Origin of the sequence: Burkholderia mycopellens (assembly GCF_964265025.1) — a bacterium.
GTDB lineage: Bacteria > Pseudomonadota > Gammaproteobacteria > Burkholderiales > Burkholderiaceae > Burkholderia.
Map to the genome: position 1 here is coordinate 164,028 of NZ_OZ183802.1, position 16,423 is coordinate 180,450.

At 68.9% G+C, this 16,423-nt stretch carries 12 protein-coding genes, 1 tRNA gene and 2 riboswitches; of the genes, 2 read left to right on the forward strand and 11 right to left on the reverse strand.

All coding sequences use genetic code 11. From position 1 onward, the window contains the following. Positions 1–85 precede the first annotated feature (85 nt). From gcvP to ACPTTC_RS00750, 6 genes are all read right to left on the reverse strand, one after another. Complete coding sequence (gene gcvP, locus ACPTTC_RS00725) at positions 86–3,013, reverse strand: aminomethyl-transferring glycine dehydrogenase (RefSeq protein ID WP_423391289.1); 2,928 nt, start codon at positions 3,011–3,013, stop codon at positions 86–88. A gap of 65 nt (positions 3,014–3,078) precedes the next feature. After that, the gene (gene gcvH / locus ACPTTC_RS00730) at positions 3,079–3,459 is read right to left on the reverse strand and encodes a glycine cleavage system protein GcvH (RefSeq protein ID WP_047899491.1); all 381 of its coding nucleotides are present in this window, start codon (positions 3,457–3,459) and stop codon (positions 3,079–3,081) included. 119 nt (positions 3,460–3,578) lie between these two features. After that, on the reverse strand, positions 3,579–4,697 hold the full coding sequence (gene gcvT, locus ACPTTC_RS00735; protein WP_423391290.1) for a glycine cleavage system aminomethyltransferase GcvT: 1,119 nt from the start codon (positions 4,695–4,697) through the stop codon (positions 3,579–3,581). A gap of 84 nt (positions 4,698–4,781) precedes the next feature. After that, positions 4,782–4,915: riboswitch (glycine riboswitch) on the reverse strand. Between the two features lie 34 nt (positions 4,916–4,949). Further along, a riboswitch (glycine riboswitch) is annotated at positions 4,950–5,052 on the reverse strand. Between the two features lie 113 nt (positions 5,053–5,165). After that, positions 5,166–5,528, reverse strand: coding sequence for a hypothetical protein (locus tag ACPTTC_RS00740; protein ID WP_027788671.1), 363 nt, complete (start codon positions 5,526–5,528; stop codon positions 5,166–5,168). Positions 5,529–5,686: 158 nt separating this feature from the next. Beyond that, a complete protein-coding gene (locus tag ACPTTC_RS00745; protein ID WP_226199256.1) occupies positions 5,687–6,745 on the reverse strand; it encodes an oxidoreductase in 1,059 nt (352 codons plus the stop codon). Positions 6,746–6,978: 233 nt separating this feature from the next. Then, positions 6,979–7,686 carry an SGNH/GDSL hydrolase family protein gene (locus ACPTTC_RS00750; protein WP_423391291.1) on the reverse strand — a complete coding sequence of 236 codons (708 nt, stop codon included), beginning with the start codon at positions 7,684–7,686 and terminating at the stop codon, positions 6,979–6,981. 285 nt (positions 7,687–7,971) lie between these two features. Here ACPTTC_RS00750 and ACPTTC_RS00755 point away from each other — a divergent pair, with 285 nt between their 5' ends. Continuing rightward, the gene (locus tag ACPTTC_RS00755) at positions 7,972–10,059 is read left to right on the forward strand and encodes a UvrD-helicase domain-containing protein (RefSeq protein WP_175969862.1); all 2,088 of its coding nucleotides are present in this window, start codon (positions 7,972–7,974) and stop codon (positions 10,057–10,059) included. Between the two features lie 105 nt (positions 10,060–10,164). Here ACPTTC_RS00755 and ACPTTC_RS00760 read toward each other — a convergent pair whose 3' ends face one another. Next, positions 10,165–11,079, reverse strand: coding sequence for a c-type cytochrome (locus ACPTTC_RS00760; protein WP_423391292.1), 915 nt, complete (start codon positions 11,077–11,079; stop codon positions 10,165–10,167). Between the two features lie 250 nt (positions 11,080–11,329). Here ACPTTC_RS00760 and ACPTTC_RS00765 point away from each other — a divergent pair. After that, a tRNA-Arg gene (locus ACPTTC_RS00765) sits at positions 11,330–11,405 on the forward strand. 15 nt (positions 11,406–11,420) lie between these two features. On the opposite strand, the gene ACPTTC_RS00770 is transcribed toward ACPTTC_RS00765, so the two are convergent. The 4 genes from ACPTTC_RS00770 to ACPTTC_RS00785 all read right to left on the reverse strand — a co-directional run bounded on the left by ACPTTC_RS00770 (position 11,421) and on the right by ACPTTC_RS00785 (position 16,282). Next, positions 11,421–12,491 (reverse strand): tyrosine-type recombinase/integrase, encoded by a 1,071-nt coding sequence (locus ACPTTC_RS00770; protein ID WP_423393299.1) that lies wholly within the window; start codon positions 12,489–12,491, stop codon positions 11,421–11,423. Continuing rightward, positions 12,404–12,676, reverse strand: coding sequence for a DNA-binding protein (locus tag ACPTTC_RS00775; RefSeq protein WP_423393300.1), 273 nt, complete (start codon positions 12,674–12,676; stop codon positions 12,404–12,406). The genes ACPTTC_RS00770 and ACPTTC_RS00775 overlap by 88 nt, the downstream gene beginning before the upstream one ends. A gap of 554 nt (positions 12,677–13,230) precedes the next feature. Beyond that, on the reverse strand, positions 13,231–16,023 hold the full coding sequence (locus ACPTTC_RS00780) for a toprim domain-containing protein (protein WP_423391293.1): 2,793 nt from the start codon (positions 16,021–16,023) through the stop codon (positions 13,231–13,233). A 7-nt stretch (positions 16,024–16,030) separates the two neighbouring features. After that, positions 16,031–16,282: a hypothetical protein gene (locus tag ACPTTC_RS00785; RefSeq protein ID WP_226199262.1), complete on the reverse strand. Its 252-nt coding sequence runs from the start codon at positions 16,280–16,282 to the stop codon at positions 16,031–16,033. Positions 16,283–16,423 lie beyond the last annotated feature (141 nt).

The following is a 16,423-nucleotide window of genomic DNA, read 5'->3' on the forward strand; positions in this document are numbered from 1 at the left end:
GTTCGGGCGGCGAATGCAAAAACCGCACGCAACCCCGGTTGCGTGCGGTGCGGTCACCATCTGGCGGCTCCTGGCCTGACGCGCGTTATGCGTATTCCGACATCGGCACGCACGAGCAGAACAGGTTGCGGTCGCCGTAGACGTTGTCCGCGCGGCCGACCGGCGGCCAGTACTTGTTCGTGCCGAGCGACGCGACCGGGTACGCAGCCTGCTCGCGCGAGTACGCATGCGGCCATTCGTTCGCGGTGACGACGGCTGCCGTGTGCGGTGCGTGACGCAGCGGGTTGTCCTCGCGATCGGCGCGGCCTTCCTCGACCGCACGGATTTCGTCGCGAATCGCGATCATCGCGGCGATGAAGCGGTCGAGTTCTTCCTGCGATTCCGATTCGGTCGGCTCGACCATCAGCGTGCCCGGCACCGGGAAGCTCATCGTCGGCGCGTGGAAGCCGTAGTCCATCAGGCGCTTCGCGACGTCGTCGACGGTGATGCCGCTCGATTCCTTGATCGGACGCAGGTCGAGAATGCACTCGTGCGCAACCAGCCCGCCCGGGCCCGAATACAGCACCGGGTAGTGCGGCGCGAGGCGCTTCGCGATGTAGTTCGCGTTGAGGATCGCGGTTTCCGTCGCGGCGGTCAGGTTCTTCGCGCCCATCATCGCGATGTACATCCACGAGATCGGCAGGATCGACGCCGAGCCGTACGGCGCGGCCGATACCGCGCCGATGCCGTCTTCCGCGCGCGTGTAGCCGGTCGAACGCTGGTTCGGCAGGAACTTCGCGAGGTGCGCGCCGACCGCGACCGGGCCGACACCCGGGCCGCCGCCGCCGTGCGGGATGCAGAAGGTCTTGTGCAGGTTCAGGTGCGACACGTCGCCGCCGAACTGGCCCGGCGCGGTCAGGCCGACCATCGCGTTCATGTTCGCGCCGTCGACGTACACCTGGCCGCCGTGCGCATGGACGATCTCGCAGATCTCGCGCACGTTCTGCTCGAACACGCCGTGCGTCGACGGATACGTGATCATGATCGCCGCGAGATCCTTCGAATGCTCGTCGGCCTTCGCCTTCAGGTCGGCGATGTCGACGTTGCCTTGCGCGTCGCATGCAACGACCACGACCTTCATGCCGGCCATGTGCGCGGATGCCGGGTTCGTGCCGTGCGCGGACGCCGGGATCAGGCATACGTCGCGGTGCGCTTCGCCGCGCGATGCGTGGTAGGCGTGGATGATCAGCAGGCCGGCGTACTCGCCCTGCGAGCCCGCGTTCGGCTGCAGCGACACGGCCGCGTAGCCGGTGGCCGCGACGAGCATCTGCTCGAGCTGGTCGATCATCTCGCGGTAGCCGACGGTCTGCTCGGCCGGTGCGAACGGATGGATCCGGCCGAATTCGGGCCACGTGACGGGCAGCATTTCCGACGTCGCGTTCAGCTTCATCGTGCACGAGCCGAGCGGGATCATCGAGCGGTCGAGCGCGAGATCCTTGTCCGACAGGCTGCGCAGGTAGCGCAGCATTTCGGTTTCGGAATGGTGGCGGTTGAACACGTGGTGCGTCAGGTACGCGCTCGTGCGCTCGAGGCCGGCCGGCAGCGCGGCGACGCCGGCGAGGCCCGCGTCCAGCGCGTCGACGGCCGGCGCGGTGCCACCTGCGGCTTGCGCGAACACGGCGAGGAGATCGGCGAGGTCGTCGCGCGTCGTCGTTTCGTCGACCGTCACGCCGACTTGCGTGTCGCTCACGCGGCGCAGGTTGATGCGCTTCGCCTTCGCGAATTCGTGAATCTGCGCGGTGCGCGCGCCGGTGTCGATCGTCAGCGTGTCGAAGAACGTGTCGTTGACGGTCGCGAAGCCGAGCTGCTTCACGCCGGCGGCGAGCAGCGCCGCGATGCGGTTCACGCGCAGCGCGATCGTCTTCAGGCCGTGCGGGCCGTGGTAGACCGCGTACATGCTGGCCATGATCGCGAGCAGTGCCTGCGCGGTACACACGTTCGACGTGGCCTTCTCGCGGCGGATGTGCTGTTCGCGGGTTTGCAGCGCGAGGCGCAGCGCGGGCTTGCCCTGCGCGTCGACCGTCACGCCGACGAGGCGGCCCGGCATCTGGCGCTTGAATTCGTCACGCACCGCGAGATACGCGGCGTGCGGGCCGCCGAAGCCCATCGGCACGCCGAAGCGCTGCGTGTTGCCGATCGCGACGTCCGCGCCCCAGTCGCCTGGCGGCGCGAGCACGGTGAGGGCCAGCAGGTCGGCCGCGACGACCACGTGGCCGCCGGCCGCGTGGATCGCTTCGGTGAGCGCGCGGTAGTCGCGCACGTCGCCGTTCACGCCCGGGTACTGCAGCAGCACGCCGAATGCATTCGATTGTGCCGCGTCGGCGGCCGGGCCCGTCTTGACCTCGATGCCGACCGGCAGCGCGCGCGTGCGGATCACTTCGAGCGTTTGCGGCAGCACGTCGTCGGCGACGTAGAACACGTTCGACGCCGGCTTGCCGGTGCGCTGCAGCAGCGTCATGGCTTCGGCGGCAGCGGTGGCTTCATCGAGCAGCGACGCGTTCGAGATCGCGAGGCCCGTGAGGTCGGCCACCATCTGCTGGAAGTTCAGGAGCGCCTCGAGGCGGCCCTGGGAAATTTCGGGCTGGTACGGCGTGTAGGCCGTGTACCACGCCGGGTTTTCGAGCACGTTGCGCAGGATGACGGCCGGCGTGTGCGTGTCGTGGTAACCCTGACCGATATACGAGCGGAACACCTGGTTCTTGTCCGCGAGAACCCGCAGCGCGGCGAGGGCTTCGGCCTCGCTCTTCGGCTGCGCGAACGGGCCGAGCGGTAGCGTTTCGGCGCGACGGATCGAGGCCGGGATCACGGCGTCGATCAGGGCGGCGCGCGACGCGAAGCCGAGCGTGTCGAGCATGGCCTGCTGGCTGGCGGCGTCGGGGCCGATATGGCGTTCGGCGAACGCGTCGTGCGTTTCGAGCGCGGCGAGCGAGAGGGGCGTGCGGTTCATCAGGCGGTCCGGGTGTTCGAGCTTCATGGCGTGACTCTGGTCCCGCGCGGGACGGGGCGGCTGGCCGGCCCCGCGCGGTTCGGGTGAGGAAATTAGTCGATCAGCTTGGTGTAGGCGGCAGCGTCGATCAGCTTGTCGGTCGATGCGCCGGCCGCGAGCTTGATCTTGAAGAGCCACACGCCGTACGCGTCGCTGTTCACTTCTTCCGGTGCGTCGGCGGCTTCCGTATTGACGGCGACAACCTCGCCGGACACCGGCGAGTAGATGTCGGATGCAGCCTTCACCGATTCGACGACGCCGACGGCGTCGCCTTCCTTCACCTGCTTGCCGACTGCCGGCAGCTCGAGGAAGACGATGTCGCCGAGCGTGCTCTGCGCGTGATCGGTGATGCCGACCGTCAGCGTGCCGTCTGCCTCGGTGCGGATCCACTCGTGTTCGTCGGTGTATTTCAGATCGGCCGGGACGTTGCTCATCGGATGCTCCTGGATAAAAGGGTGTGATTCGTTTTGCTGGCGCGCCGCCGGGGCGCGCCGGGTGTGGTGTTGCGCCGGGCGCCATCTCCCGGCTTCCCGGGAGGCGGGCCTCCCGGCCGTTACGCAGCGAGGACCTTGCCGTTGCGCACGAACGGCAGTTTTACCACGCGCGCGGGAAGATTCTTGTCGCGAATTTGCACCTGGACCAGATCGCCGATCTGGACGGCCGCCGGCACGCGCGCGAACGCGATCGATTCCTGCATCGACGGCGAGAACGTGCCGCTCGTGATCTCGCCTTCGCCGTGCGGCGTGACGACCTTCTGGTGCGCGCGCAGCACGCCGCCCGCCTTGCCGTTTTCCTTCTGCAGGATCAGGCCGACGAACGCGGCGCGGGTGCCGTTGGCTTCCAGTGCGGCGCGGCCGACGAAGTCGCGCGGCGCGGAGAGATCGACCGTCCACGCGAGGCCCGCGTCGAGCGGCGAGACGGTGTCGTCCATGTCCTGGCCGTACAGGTTCATGCCGGCCTCGAGGCGCAGCGTGTCGCGCGCGCCGAGCCCGCACGGGCGCACGCCGTTTTGCTGCAGCGCGTTCCACAGCGCTTCGACGTGCACGGCCGGGACGATCACTTCGAAACCGTCTTCACCGGTATAGCCGGTGCGCGCGATGGTGAGATCGCCGAACGGCGTGCCGGCGACCTGCGCGGCGTTGAACGGCTTCAGTTCGCTCGTCGCGGCACGCGCGGCGGGCACGGTCGTCCAGGTTTTTTCGCGGGCGTTCGGGCCCTGGACGGCGACGATCGCGAAATCGCGGCGCGGCGCGATCGTGACGCCGAAGCCACCTTGCTCGTTAAGCTGGTTGAACCACGCGATGTCATTCTCGGCCGTGCCGGCGTTGACGACGACGCGGAAGAATTCTTCGGTGAAGTAGTAGACGATCAGGTCGTCGATGACGCCGCCCTGCGGATTGAGCAGGCACGAGTAGAGTGCCTTGCCGGGCGTCTTGAGCTTGCCGACGTTGTTCGCGATCGCATGCTCGAAGAACGCGCGCACGCGGCTGCCGGTGAAATCGACGACGCACATGTGCGACACGTCGAACATGCCGGCGTCGGTGCGCACGGCTTCATGTTCTTCGATCTGCGAGCCGTAGTTGACGGGCATGTCCCAGCCGCCGAAGTCGACCATGCGGGCATTGAGCGCGCGGTGCGCGGCGTTGAGCGGGGTGTGATTCAGTGCAGTCATCGAGGCCTCAGGCAAGGCGCTTGCGCGCGGATCAGAACGGCCATGTGCCGACCGCCGCGGCCGATGGCCTGCGAGCGATCCGGTACATGCCCCTCTGTCCTCGATACCTGAGAGATTGCGCTGCCGGCCAGGCCTGGCGAACGCGCGCCCCTTCGGTGGGCAGCCTGCCCGCGCAACCGATGTGCTGCGGGCTACTGCCGCTCTCCAGAGTGCGGGGAGAGTGTGGCCCGCGCAATGCGCGGACGTGATTCCCCGACGCGGTCGGTCCTTTTGCCTGAGAGTTTGCGGGTGTGCCCCTTCGGCGGCGCAACCGGTGCTGAAACAGCCCGGTTACACGCTCTCCCGACGCGTGCGGGCGACTGTACGCGAGCGGGTGGGCCTTGTCAATTTGAGCAAAAGAATGTCGCTTCGCGACAAGCGGCGGCACCCGGTGCCGCCGCTTTTTCCGCTCCGGCGGAAGCCGGTGCGTTACTCGCCGATCGCGCGTGCGGCCGTGTCGAGTTCCTGGTTCAGCACGCGCTGCTCGTCACCGGACAGGCCGCCGCTGTGCTGCGCGGACATATCGTTCGCTTCCTGGCGGATCACGTCGAGGCGGTGATGAAGCTGCGCGCCGTACGGCGGCGGGTAGTAGCCGCCGTTCACGCGCGCATCGATGCGGCGGTGCAGGTTGTCGATCCGGCCCTGGATCTGCTGCATCCGCTCGTTCGCGACGACCTGCGGATTCGGCCGCGGCGGGGGGGCCGGGCGGACCGGCTGCTGCGGCTGCACGATACAGGCCGCAAGCGAGGAAACCAGGACGCAGCACGCAGCTGCGCGAATCAACCGTTGCATCAACATTCTCCTGACGGATTGGTGTCGGATCGACTTTTTTGAGAAACGCGTCAGACCGGTCGGGCGCTGACTTTCGTTCCCCCGGCATTTGTAACCGAATGTTCCGGCCGATCCAAGTGCGCGTGAGCTGGCCGGCCATGACCGGCCGGCGCGCGGTGTCAGATCGTGCGGCGCACGAACGGCAGCCGGCGGCCATCGTGCTCGCTTTGCGCGGCGAGTTCGATGATCGTCATCACGTCGACGGCGTCCTGCGCGGTGACGGGGAACGGCGCGCCGTCGCGGATCGACGCGGCGAGCGCGCGGTAGAACTCCGCGTACTGGCCATCGAGCGTCGGCACCGGGCGCTCGACCTCGACCTCGACGTCGCCGTCGAGCACGCGCAGCAGGCCGGGCGGGTTGCCGCCGCCGAATTCGACGTCGTCCGCGGTGAGGCCGGCCTTGAGCTGGTCTTCCTGTGTGTCGAGCCCGAACTTCTGGTAGCTGCCGCGTGTGCCGTGCAGCGTGAAGCGCGCGGGTTCGATCGCCGACAGCGCGCTCGCGTGCAGCACGACGTCCTTGTCCGGATAGCCGAGCTGCAGGTGCACGAAATCGGGCGCCGTGCCGTTGTCGCGGCGCGTCTTGACGGTCGCGCTCACGGTTTCCGGCACGCCGAACAGCGCAAGCGCCTGGTCGATCAGGTGCGGGCCGAGGTCGAGCAGCAGGCCGCCGCCGCGGGCGGGCTCCTCGCGCCAGCGCGTGCGCGGCGTTGGGCGGAAGCGGTCGAAGTGCGATTCGAAACAGGTCAGCCGGCCGAGCTCGCCCGATTCGACGACACGGCGCACGGTGAGGAAGTCGCCGTCCCAGCGGCGGTTGTGGAACGGCGCGAACAGCCGGCTGCGCGCGTTCGCGAGCCGCGCGAGCGCGAGCGCTTCGTCGGCGGTGAGCGTGACCGGCTTGTCGACGACCACGTGGCGGCCGGCTTCGAGCACCTGGCGCGCGAGCGCGAAGTGCGTGTCGTTCGGTGTGGCGATCACCACGCACTCGATGTCGTCGAGGCCGAGCAGCGTGTCGAGATCGGGGACGACGCGCGCGCCCGGATACGCGGCCTGCGCGCGATCGGGCTGACCCGTCGCGATCGCGGCGACTTCAGTGCGGCCGCTCGTGGCGATCACGGGCGCGTGGAACGTCGCGCCGGCGAAACCGAAACCCATCAAACCAATCCTGAGCAATGACGACATGGCAATCCCTGGCTGCGAAGGAAACTAAAGGATGGTGCGCCGAGACGGCGCGAAGACGACCGGCTATTTTGGCATGGCGCCGCCGCTTGTACTGGCGCGTTGGGCGAAATGCGCGGTGCGATCCGGCGCCTGCGCAAGGAAAGCCGGCATTTTGCGCGAACGCGCAGGCCGCCCGTGCGTGGTTGCCCGCCGGCCCGTGCGGTGAACGGCTGGCGCACGGGCGCCGCGCCGCGTCATGCGGCTGCCCGCCGCAGCACGGCGGCGGCGACCTGCCCGGCCCACGCGGCGCAGGCGGCTGCGCCGGGGTGGAAGCCGTCGGCGGCCATCAGGTGGCGTTCGAGCGGCAGCGCGACGCGCAGGAACGTGCAACGCGGCTGCGTGGCGGCCCAGTTGGCGAGCGCCGTGTTGAGCCGCTTCGCGCGCATCCCGAGATACCACGCGAGCGGCTGCGGCAGCGCCGGAAAGCGTTCCATCGGCGGCACCGCCGACAGGATCGCGTGCCCGACCCGGAAGCGCGCGGCGAGCAGCCGGACGAGCTCGGCCTGTTGCGCCCGCCAGCGGGCCGGCGGCACGCCGCCCGTCACGTCGTTGACGCCGAGCGACGTGACGGCCACGTCGAACGGCTCGGCCGGCTCGGCGGCGAGCCAGTCGACGAGATCCTGCGTGGTCAGTCCGGTGTGCGCGAGCAGTTTCCAGCTCACGCGGTGCGTGGCCGCCAGCGCGTTCGCCAATTGCCCGGACAGCGCGTCGCGCTGCGTCGCGACGCCGACGCCCGCGGCGGCCGAATCGCCGACCACCAGTACGCGCAGCGGCGGGCCGTCGCCCGCCACCCCGGCGCGCGGGCCGGCTGCCTCGGGCAGCCGCGGCGTGACGCGGCGCACGTAGCGCCCCTGCGCGAACAGCAGCGGGCCAAGGGCAGCGGTGGCGAACGGGTATCCCATGGTGTCGATCCGGTGGCGGTTCAGGTGATTCAAGCGGGCCGGCGCGGGGCTGCGCCGGGTGGACATATTGTGGCCGATCGGTGCGGGAACGGGGCCGGATTGGCCGGACGGACAGGGGGCGGCCGGCCGGTCGGCCTGCACAGCCCCGCCCGGCGGCGCTCCCGAAAAGCACGCCGCCGACGTGTTAACATGCGCGTCCTGCCCGCGTGTCCGCCTGCTTCGCCAGCTTGCCGCGCGCGGCATCCTCCCGGCGTTCCGCCGTCAACCGCAACACCATCCGCCATCATGTCCGCAGGCCTCAATCCCGCCCAGAACGAAGCGGTGCGCTACCTCGACGGTCCCTGTCTCGTGCTCGCCGGCGCGGGCAGCGGCAAGACCCGTGTGATCACGCAGAAGATCGCGCACCTGATCGAAGCGAAAGGCTTCGAGCCGCGCCACATCGCCGCCGTCACGTTCACGAACAAGGCGGCCGCCGAAATGCGCGAGCGCGTGGGGAAGCTGCTCGAGGGCAAGACGCTCACCACGCCCGGCAAGGAAGGCCGCAAGGTGCCCGTCAACCAGCTCACCGTCTGCACGTTCCACTCGCTCGGCGTGCAGATCCTGCGCCAGGAGGCCGAGCACGTCGGCCTGAAGCCGCAGTTCTCGATCATGGATTCCGACGACTGCTTCGGGATGATCCAGGAGCAGCTCGGCACCACCGACAAGGGGCTGATCCGCAAGATCCAGAGCATCATCTCGCTGTGGAAGAACGGCCTGATCATGCCCGACGAGGCGATGGCGATCGCGGCCAACGAGGACGAGCACCAGGCCGCGCTGGTCTACCGCAACTACGTCGCGACGCTGCACGCGTACCAGGCGGTCGACTTCGACGACCTGATCCGCCTGCCCGCCGAGCTGTTCGCGAAGAACGAGCAGGTGCGCGACCGCTGGCAGAACAAGCTGCGCTACCTGCTGATCGACGAGTACCAGGACACCAACGCATGCCAGTACGAGCTGCTGAAGCTGCTCGCCGGCCCGCGCGCCGCATTCACGGCGGTGGGTGACGACGACCAGGCGATCTACGGCTGGCGCGGCGCGACGCTCGAGAACCTCGCGCAGCTCGGCAAGGATTTCCCGAAGCTGCATGTGATCAAGCTCGAGCAGAACTACCGGTCGACGGTGCGCATCCTCACCGCCGCGAACAACGTGATCGCGAACAACCCGAAACTGTTCGAGAAGAAGCTGTGGTCCGAGCACGGGATGGGCGATTCGATCACCGTCACGCCGTGCAACGACGAAGAGCATGAAGCCGAATCGGTCGTGTTCCGGCTGTCCGCGCACAAGTTCGAGCGGCGCGCGCAGTTCCGCGACTACGCGATCCTGTATCGCGGCAACTTCCAGGCGCGGATCTTCGAGCAGGTGCTGCGGCGCGAGCGGATCCCGTACGTGCTGTCGGGCGGCCAGTCGTTCTTCGACAAGGCCGAGATCAAGGATCTGTGCGCGTACCTGCGGCTGATCGCGAACGCCGACGACGATCCCGCGTTCATCCGCGCGGTCACCACGCCGCGCCGCGGGATCGGCAACACGACGCTCGAAGCGCTCGGCTCGTTCGCGGGTCAGGCGAAAGTGTCGCTGTTCGAGGCCGTGTACATGGGCGGGATCGAGGCGCGGCTGTCCGCGCGGCAGGTCGAGCCGCTGCGGATGTTCTGCGACTTCATCCAGCGCCTGACCGAGCGCGCGGACAAGGATCCCGCCACCGTCGTGCTCGACGACATGATGGAGGCGATCCACTACGAGGCGTACCTGTACGACGCGTTTGACGAGCGGCAGGCGCAGTCGAAGTGGCAGAACGTGCTCGAATTCCTCGAATGGCTGAAGCGCAAGGGCACCAAGCCCGAGACGGAGGCCGTCGACGGCGAGGCGGAAGGTTTCCACAACGCGGACGGGCTCGCCGATACGGGCAAGAACCTGCTCGGCCTGATCCAGACCGTCGCGCTGATGTCGATGCTCGAGGGCAAGGAAGAGGATCCGGACGCCGTGCGCCTGTCGACCGTCCATGCGTCGAAGGGGCTCGAGTATCCGCACGTGTTCCTGGTCGGCGTCGAGGAGGGCATCATGCCGCACCGCGGCGGCTCCGAGGACGACGGCCCGATCGACAACGAGCGGATCGAGGAGGAGCGCCGGCTGATGTACGTCGCGATCACGCGCGCGCAGCGCAGCCTGCACCTGAATTGGTGCAAGAAGCGCAAGCGGGCGCGCGAGACGGTCGTGTGCGAACCGTCGCGCTTCATCCCGGAGATGGGGCTCGACGAGGCGCCGCCGCCGACGCCGGAAGAGGCGCCGATGTCGCCGAAGGACCGGCTCGCGAGCCTGAAGGCGTTGCTGCAGAAGTGACGCGTGGGCGCCCGGGCGTTCCGGCGCTCAAGTGGCCTGCCGAAAAAACAGAACCCCCGCGATGCGTATGCGTCGCGGGGGTTTTTTACTGACTGCCGGGTGGGCTTACTTCGCCGCGTTGACCATGTAGTCGACGGCGGCCTTCACGTCGGCATCCGATGCGTTCGACCCGCCCTTCGGCGGCATCGCGCCCTTGCCGTGCAGCGCGTAGTTATAGACCGTATCCATCGAGTCCTTCAGGCGCGGCGCCCAGTCTTCCTTGCTGCCGAACTTCGGCGCGCCGAGCACGCCGGCTGCGTGGCAGGCCTGGCAGACCTGCGTATACAGCGCCTTGCCGGCGGATGCGGCGTCGGCGCTGGTCGGCGCGGCCGCCGGTGCTGCGCCGGCCTTCGGGATTGCGGCGATCGCGGCCTGCGCGGCGGCGATCTGCGCGCTCGCGGCGTCGGCCGCGTCCGATGCGCCTGCGGCGCCCGCCGCGACACCTGCGGCACCGCTGGCAGCCGGTGCCGCATTGGCGGCCGGCGCGGCCGGTTCGGGGAAGTTCGCGCCGTCGTTGTTCGCCATGTAGACGATCGCGCGGGCGATTTCATAGTCGCTGACGTCGTCGGGGCTCGTGCCGCCGCGCGGCGGCATCGCGCCCTTGCCGGCGAGGGCCGTCTTCAGCAGCGTGTCGAAGCCTTGCGAGATGCGCGGCGCCCAGTCGTCCTTGTTGCCGAACTTCGGTGCGCCGGCGGCGCCCGTGCCGTGGCAGGTCACGCAGACGGCCTTGTAGACTTCCTCGCCGGTCTTGTACGTGCGGGGCGCGTTGGCGTCCTTCACGTCGACCTGCGCAAGCGGGGCGATGCGCGCGGCGACCTGCTCGTCGGACAGCGCGTCCGTGCCGGCGCCGTAACGGAACGCATGGTTCGCATAGTTGGCGAACAGGACGATCAGGATGATCGGAATCGCGAACGACGCGATGATGACGGCAATCAGTTGCCCGGGGGTTTTGACGGGAGATTCGTGGGGTGCTTCGCTCATGCTTGCCTCGTCTCCGTGAATAGGAATTGTGAGCGCGGTGCAACGGCAAATGGCAGTCCAATGAAGCCCGGTCGATTATAGACGGAACGTTTACATCACGGCGAGCGGTGCGATGGCGCGTGTTTACCCGCACGCAGCGCGGCCCGGCGGGGATTCGTCGGGCACGGTGGACGCGTCATGGGAAACCGGGTATCCTTGCCGTCTTGCCAATCGTGGGCGGCCTGTATATGGGGTCGCTTCACTGTCTCACGCGCCCGTAGCTCAATGGATAGAGTACTGCCCTCCGAAGGCAGGGGTTGCTGGTTCGATCCCAGCCGGGCGCGCCAAGCCTAGTCAGGCTCTCAGCGGTTTTCCCCGTTCGTCGCACTGTCCCGTTGCAGCTGAATTGCAGCTGGCACGGGCTCGGGCTCGGCCGTCAACGGCGCGACCCACTGCGCGAGGTGGTCGGCCGACAGGTGCGCGTACCGCTGCACCATTTCCATCGTCTCCCATCCGCCCAGTTCCTTGAGCACCTGCAGCGGCGTGCCGCGCTGCACGTGCCAGCTCGCCCAGGTATGACGCAGGTCGTGCCAGCGGAAATCGCTCAGGCCGGCACGCTGCAGCGCCTTGGCCCATGCGGCCGTTGCCGTCTGGTAGACCGGCCTGCCGCGATAGGTGAACACGCTGTCCGCGCATTCCGGCGCCCGCGGGTTCGCGTGCTGGCGGCGCAGCACGGCGATCGCGGTATCCGAGAGCGGTACCGTGATGGCCTTGCGCGCCTTCGCCTGGTCCGGGTGGATCCACGCGACGCGCCGCGCAAGGTCGACTTGCGACCACCGCAGCCCCGTCACGTTGGCGCGGCGCAGGCCGGTCTCGAGGCTGAAGCGCGCCATGTCGGCGAGATGCGCGGGCAGTTCGGCGAGCAGCCGCTCCGCTTCCGCCGGGGTCAGCCAGCGGATGCGTTTCGAGACGATCTTCGCGCGTTTCGTGACCGGCGCACGCTCCAGCCATTCCCATTCGACCGCCGCATTCAACACCGACTTCAGCACGCCGATCACGCGACGCACGGTGCCGTCGCTGACGGCCCGGTCGGTCTCGACGATGCCGTGCCGGGTGCGCACCGTGCGCGGTTCCTGGCGCTTGGCGAGCGCGATCGCGTCGACGCGGTTCCGGTCGATATCGGCGAGCGCGACGCCGGACAGGTGCCGGTCGAGCCAGCGCAGGTGAATCTTCGACGTTTCCAGGCTGGCGAGGCCCGCGCGTTCGCCGACGTAGCGCACGACCGCGTCGTTCCACGAATGGCGCGGCTTCGTGCCGAGCCGCGCCTGGTTCCACAGGTCGACCTTCAGCCGGTCGTGGAATTCCTGGGCCTGCGCTTTGTCGCGGGTGCCAGTGCTTCCTTGTATCGGCGTTCCGCCGCCAGGGGGGTACAGCTTGTATTGCCAGTTCGGGCTGGTTTTGCGTTTGTAGAGCGACATGGGCGGGTTTCCTCTTGCTGATCGTGATGGGCGGCTGGCGGGAGCCATTCGCCGGCGAGGTAGCGCTGCAGGGCGGCGATCGAAAAGATCCAGCGCTTGCCGACCTTGCGGCCGGGCAGCGCGCCGGCCCGGGCCTTCAGGCGCACCGTTTCGGGATGGGCGCCGAGCAGGGCCGCGGCGCCCGCCAGGTCGACGGTGGCCGGATGCGCGTTGTCGGCAGGCCGCGCGCCAGGCGGGCACGCAGCGCAACTCGTGGAGTGGTGGATCGCGTGTGAAGAGTGCATAACACGTTGATGTTCAAGCGTTTTGTTGGCCATCGGTTGCCATCATTCATGCGTGGCGCCCGTGCAGGACCCGTGGCGCGAAACGGCGGCATCGCCGGCGACCGATGGCGGTGCGCCCCTGACTCGTGGTGCGCGATGGCGGCGGGTCGCTATGGCTTCCCGGGTCTCTTTCTTCTTTTTCTTCAATGAGTTGAAGAGAGAGAAAGAAGAAGGGGCCGCAGTCGCCGCGCGAACCGGACTCATGGCAAAAGCGGCGAGACACATGGCGAACCCGGCGCGATGCAAGGCGGCAGTTCCTTCAGGAATCAAGGACTTGCGAGCCGGCACCCGCGACAGCCACGACTCGCGCGCGCTGCCTGTCCGCTCCCGGCGGTATCCGCCGTGCGGTGGCGGGCCGGACTGGGCGCGGCTCATGGGCGGCCTCCGTGCAGCGCGTCGGTCGCCAGGTCCTCGCGCACCGACACGTGCAGGCCGAATGCGGCCAGGCGTTCGAGCGACACGGGCGTCAGGTACGGCACGCGGCGCATGTAGATGCGGCGCTCGACCTCCTTCTCGCCGACCAGGACGCCGGCGTGCTTGAGCTGCGCCTTGAACACGCGATCGGACTTCACCGGCAGGCCGTTCCACTTGTCGCGCAGCGCGCTCGTGTGCGCGAGGTGATCCATCACGTGCCCGGTGCGCAGCAGCAGGCAGAATTCGCCGTCGACGGTGTCGAAGGTGTACGGATGCTTGTAGTTGCCGCCGTCGATTTCCGACAGCACCGTTTCCATGATCCAGACCCACGGCTCGCGGTCGGCGCTGGTTTCGGCGACGTGCCCGTTCATCTCGGCGATCAGGTCGCGCGGGAAATCGCCTTCGCTCGGGTCCATGCCGGCGAATTCGCACAGGTAGCGCCAGGCGAGCCCGATGGCCGCGTAGTTGCCGGCCATGCGTCGCGCGCCGTCGTCCTCGCCGCTCGCGCGGCAGCCGGCGAGCGCCTTGTCGCGCAGCGTCGCGTATTGCTCGAGCGCGGTGCGGCGATCCAGCCCGGTCAGGAACTCGAGCCACTGCCGGACCGGGAAGCGCGGCAGGTCGTCGGGCAGCAGCGGCCCGCGCTTGCCGGTCAGCGTCGTGCGCACGAGCTTGCCGAGCAGGCTGCGCACCGGCACGTCTTCGCCGGCGAGCATCACCGGCGCGCACAGCAGGTATTCGGTCATGTCGGTGCCGCGCCGCGTCACCGTGTACTGGTAGTTCTCCTGCAGCAGCCCGACCGCCTTGTCGATCACGTCCTGCCGCCGTGCCGACAGCTCTTCCCAGCCAACCGGGTGGCTCGTGTGGCTGATGCTGGTCAGCAGCCGGAATTCGGTCTGCAGCGATTGCCCGGAGAACATCGTGAACGCGAGCGATCGTTCGAGCCGCTTGATGAGCGTCGACTTGCCCGCGCCCTTGTTCGCCTGGATCGTCAGATGCGGCCAGAAGCCGAGCAGCGCCTTCAGGTGGCCGCCGAGCGCCCACACGAGCGGGATCGTCGCGGCGTTCTGCCGGAACGTCGTCTGGTAGGCCGCGATCACGCGTCGCGCGTCGCTCACCGGGCCGCCCGGGAACGTCAGGTTGTGATACGGGCACTGCTTGTCCGCTTCGGTGAAGTAGCAGTCGGGGCCTTCGTTGACGATCAGCCGCCCGTCGCGCCACGCGAGCCCGACGAAGTTCGCGGCGCGGCGCGCACCCAGGTCGGCGCCGCGCTCGAGGATGTTCACCATCCGCTTGAACGGCGCCGGCGCCCAGATCGGGCCGAACTTGCTCCACTGGTCGACGTTGTGCAGCTGATCGTCGAGCATCACGCGGCGGATCAGCTGCGCACCGTGCCGCGGCGCCTGCACCGACACGGCAAAGTAGACGGTGGGCGCTTGGTCGGCGTCGCCCGTCATCGTCGACGTCGCGCTCGCGACGGCCACGCGGCTGATGCCGGCGATGCGGAAGCCGCACAGGTCGGTCATCACGGGCGTGTCGACGCCGGATTCCTCGTTGCGGTCCATCTTCGTGATGTAGCTGGTGAAGTCCGGCCGGACGCGGAAGCGCCAGTACTGCGCGAAATCGTGCGACGGCAGGAAGATGCGCGGCCGGCCGCGGCGCGATGCGTCGCCGGGCAGGCCGGCGACGAGCCACGGTTCGAGCTGGTCGAGCGCGCGTGCCAGTTCGGCCGGGCCGCGCAGCTGCAGGTAGTCGTTCACGTCGTTGATCGGCGTGCGCGCGGCGTCGCCGTCCGCCAGATCCGCCAGCCAGTCCGACTGGTCGACCAGCACGGCGCTGATATCCAGCGCGGTCAGCCGTTCGTAGAGCGCCCACGCGGCCTCGGGGCCGGGGCGCTGCCCGGCGCGCGGGTGGCCTTCCGCGAATGGCTCGTCGTTGTCCAGGCAGATCGTGACCTGCTTGCCGCGCAGGAACGCGAAGTCGATGCGTTCGACGTTCGCGAGGCCGCGCAGCGCAAGCGCGGCCGTGCCGGGGAGGGCGCACGTGTCGATCGACAGCGCATTGATCGCGCTTTCGACGAGGATCACGCGTTTCGCGCGGTCGAGCCGGCGCGCGTCGGCGGTCCAGCCGTAGCCGGCCTTGTCGCCCTGGGTCTGGGTCTTGACGCCGCCGTTGAGCGCCGGGTCGACGTAGCGCATGTCGACCGCGACGACGCGCGCATCGCCCGGCGCGCGCACCACGAACGCGGCGGCGGGGCCGCCGTGGCCGACATCGCCGGCGGCGATCTTCGGGCTCGTCCATGTATTGAAGCCGAGCGTGCGCGCCGCGAACGCCGCGTCGAGCGCCGCGCCGGAAATGCCGCGGCCGCCGAGGTAGTCGCGCACGCGGTCGCGCTCGGCCGTGCAGCGGTCGGCGATGTATTCGACGGTGGATTTCTCGCGGCGCTCGACGGGGGCCTGGCGCTCGGACGGCAGACCGTACGCGTCGTGGAGATAGCGGACGGCGTCGGCGACCGTGCCGCCGCGTGCGTGGATCACGAGGTCGATGCACGAGCCGCTGGCGTCGGCGCTGTGATCACGCCAGCCGGTGCCGTACTTCGGGTGATTCGCATAGATCGACAGCGACGGGCTCCGGTCCGCGTGCTGCGGCGAGTGATAGAGTGCGCGGTCGCCGCCGCGGCCGCGTTTCAGGCCGAGACGGCCGGCAAGGTCATGCAGGTCGATGTGTCGTTTCAGTTCGTCGATCGAGGCCATGTCTTGGTCATTGCTGTCGTGCGGGTTGCGGTGGTGCGGGCGGTGTGGCCGGTGAGCCGGCGAGCGCGCGCAGTGCAGCGGCGGATTGCGGGAAACCGAGCGCGAGGCGATCGGCGAGCGCCGACACGAAACGGCCGAGCGTGCGTTGCCGCTCGGGGCTGTCCGGCGGGGCGTCGAAGTTCAGCGTGTCGGCCGCCGCCGCGATGGCGGCGCGCAGCGCGGCGTCGTGCGGCGCGGGTTCGGTGGCGTAGCGGTTCATGTGCGCGCCTCCGGGCCGTCGACCCGCATGCCGTGCGCAGGGCGGCGGACCATCGCCGGGCTGGCGGGGCATTGGATGGCGCGGCCCGCTTGGATCGGGATCATGAGGTGTCCTTTTCAATGGCAAAGACGATCCCTCGCG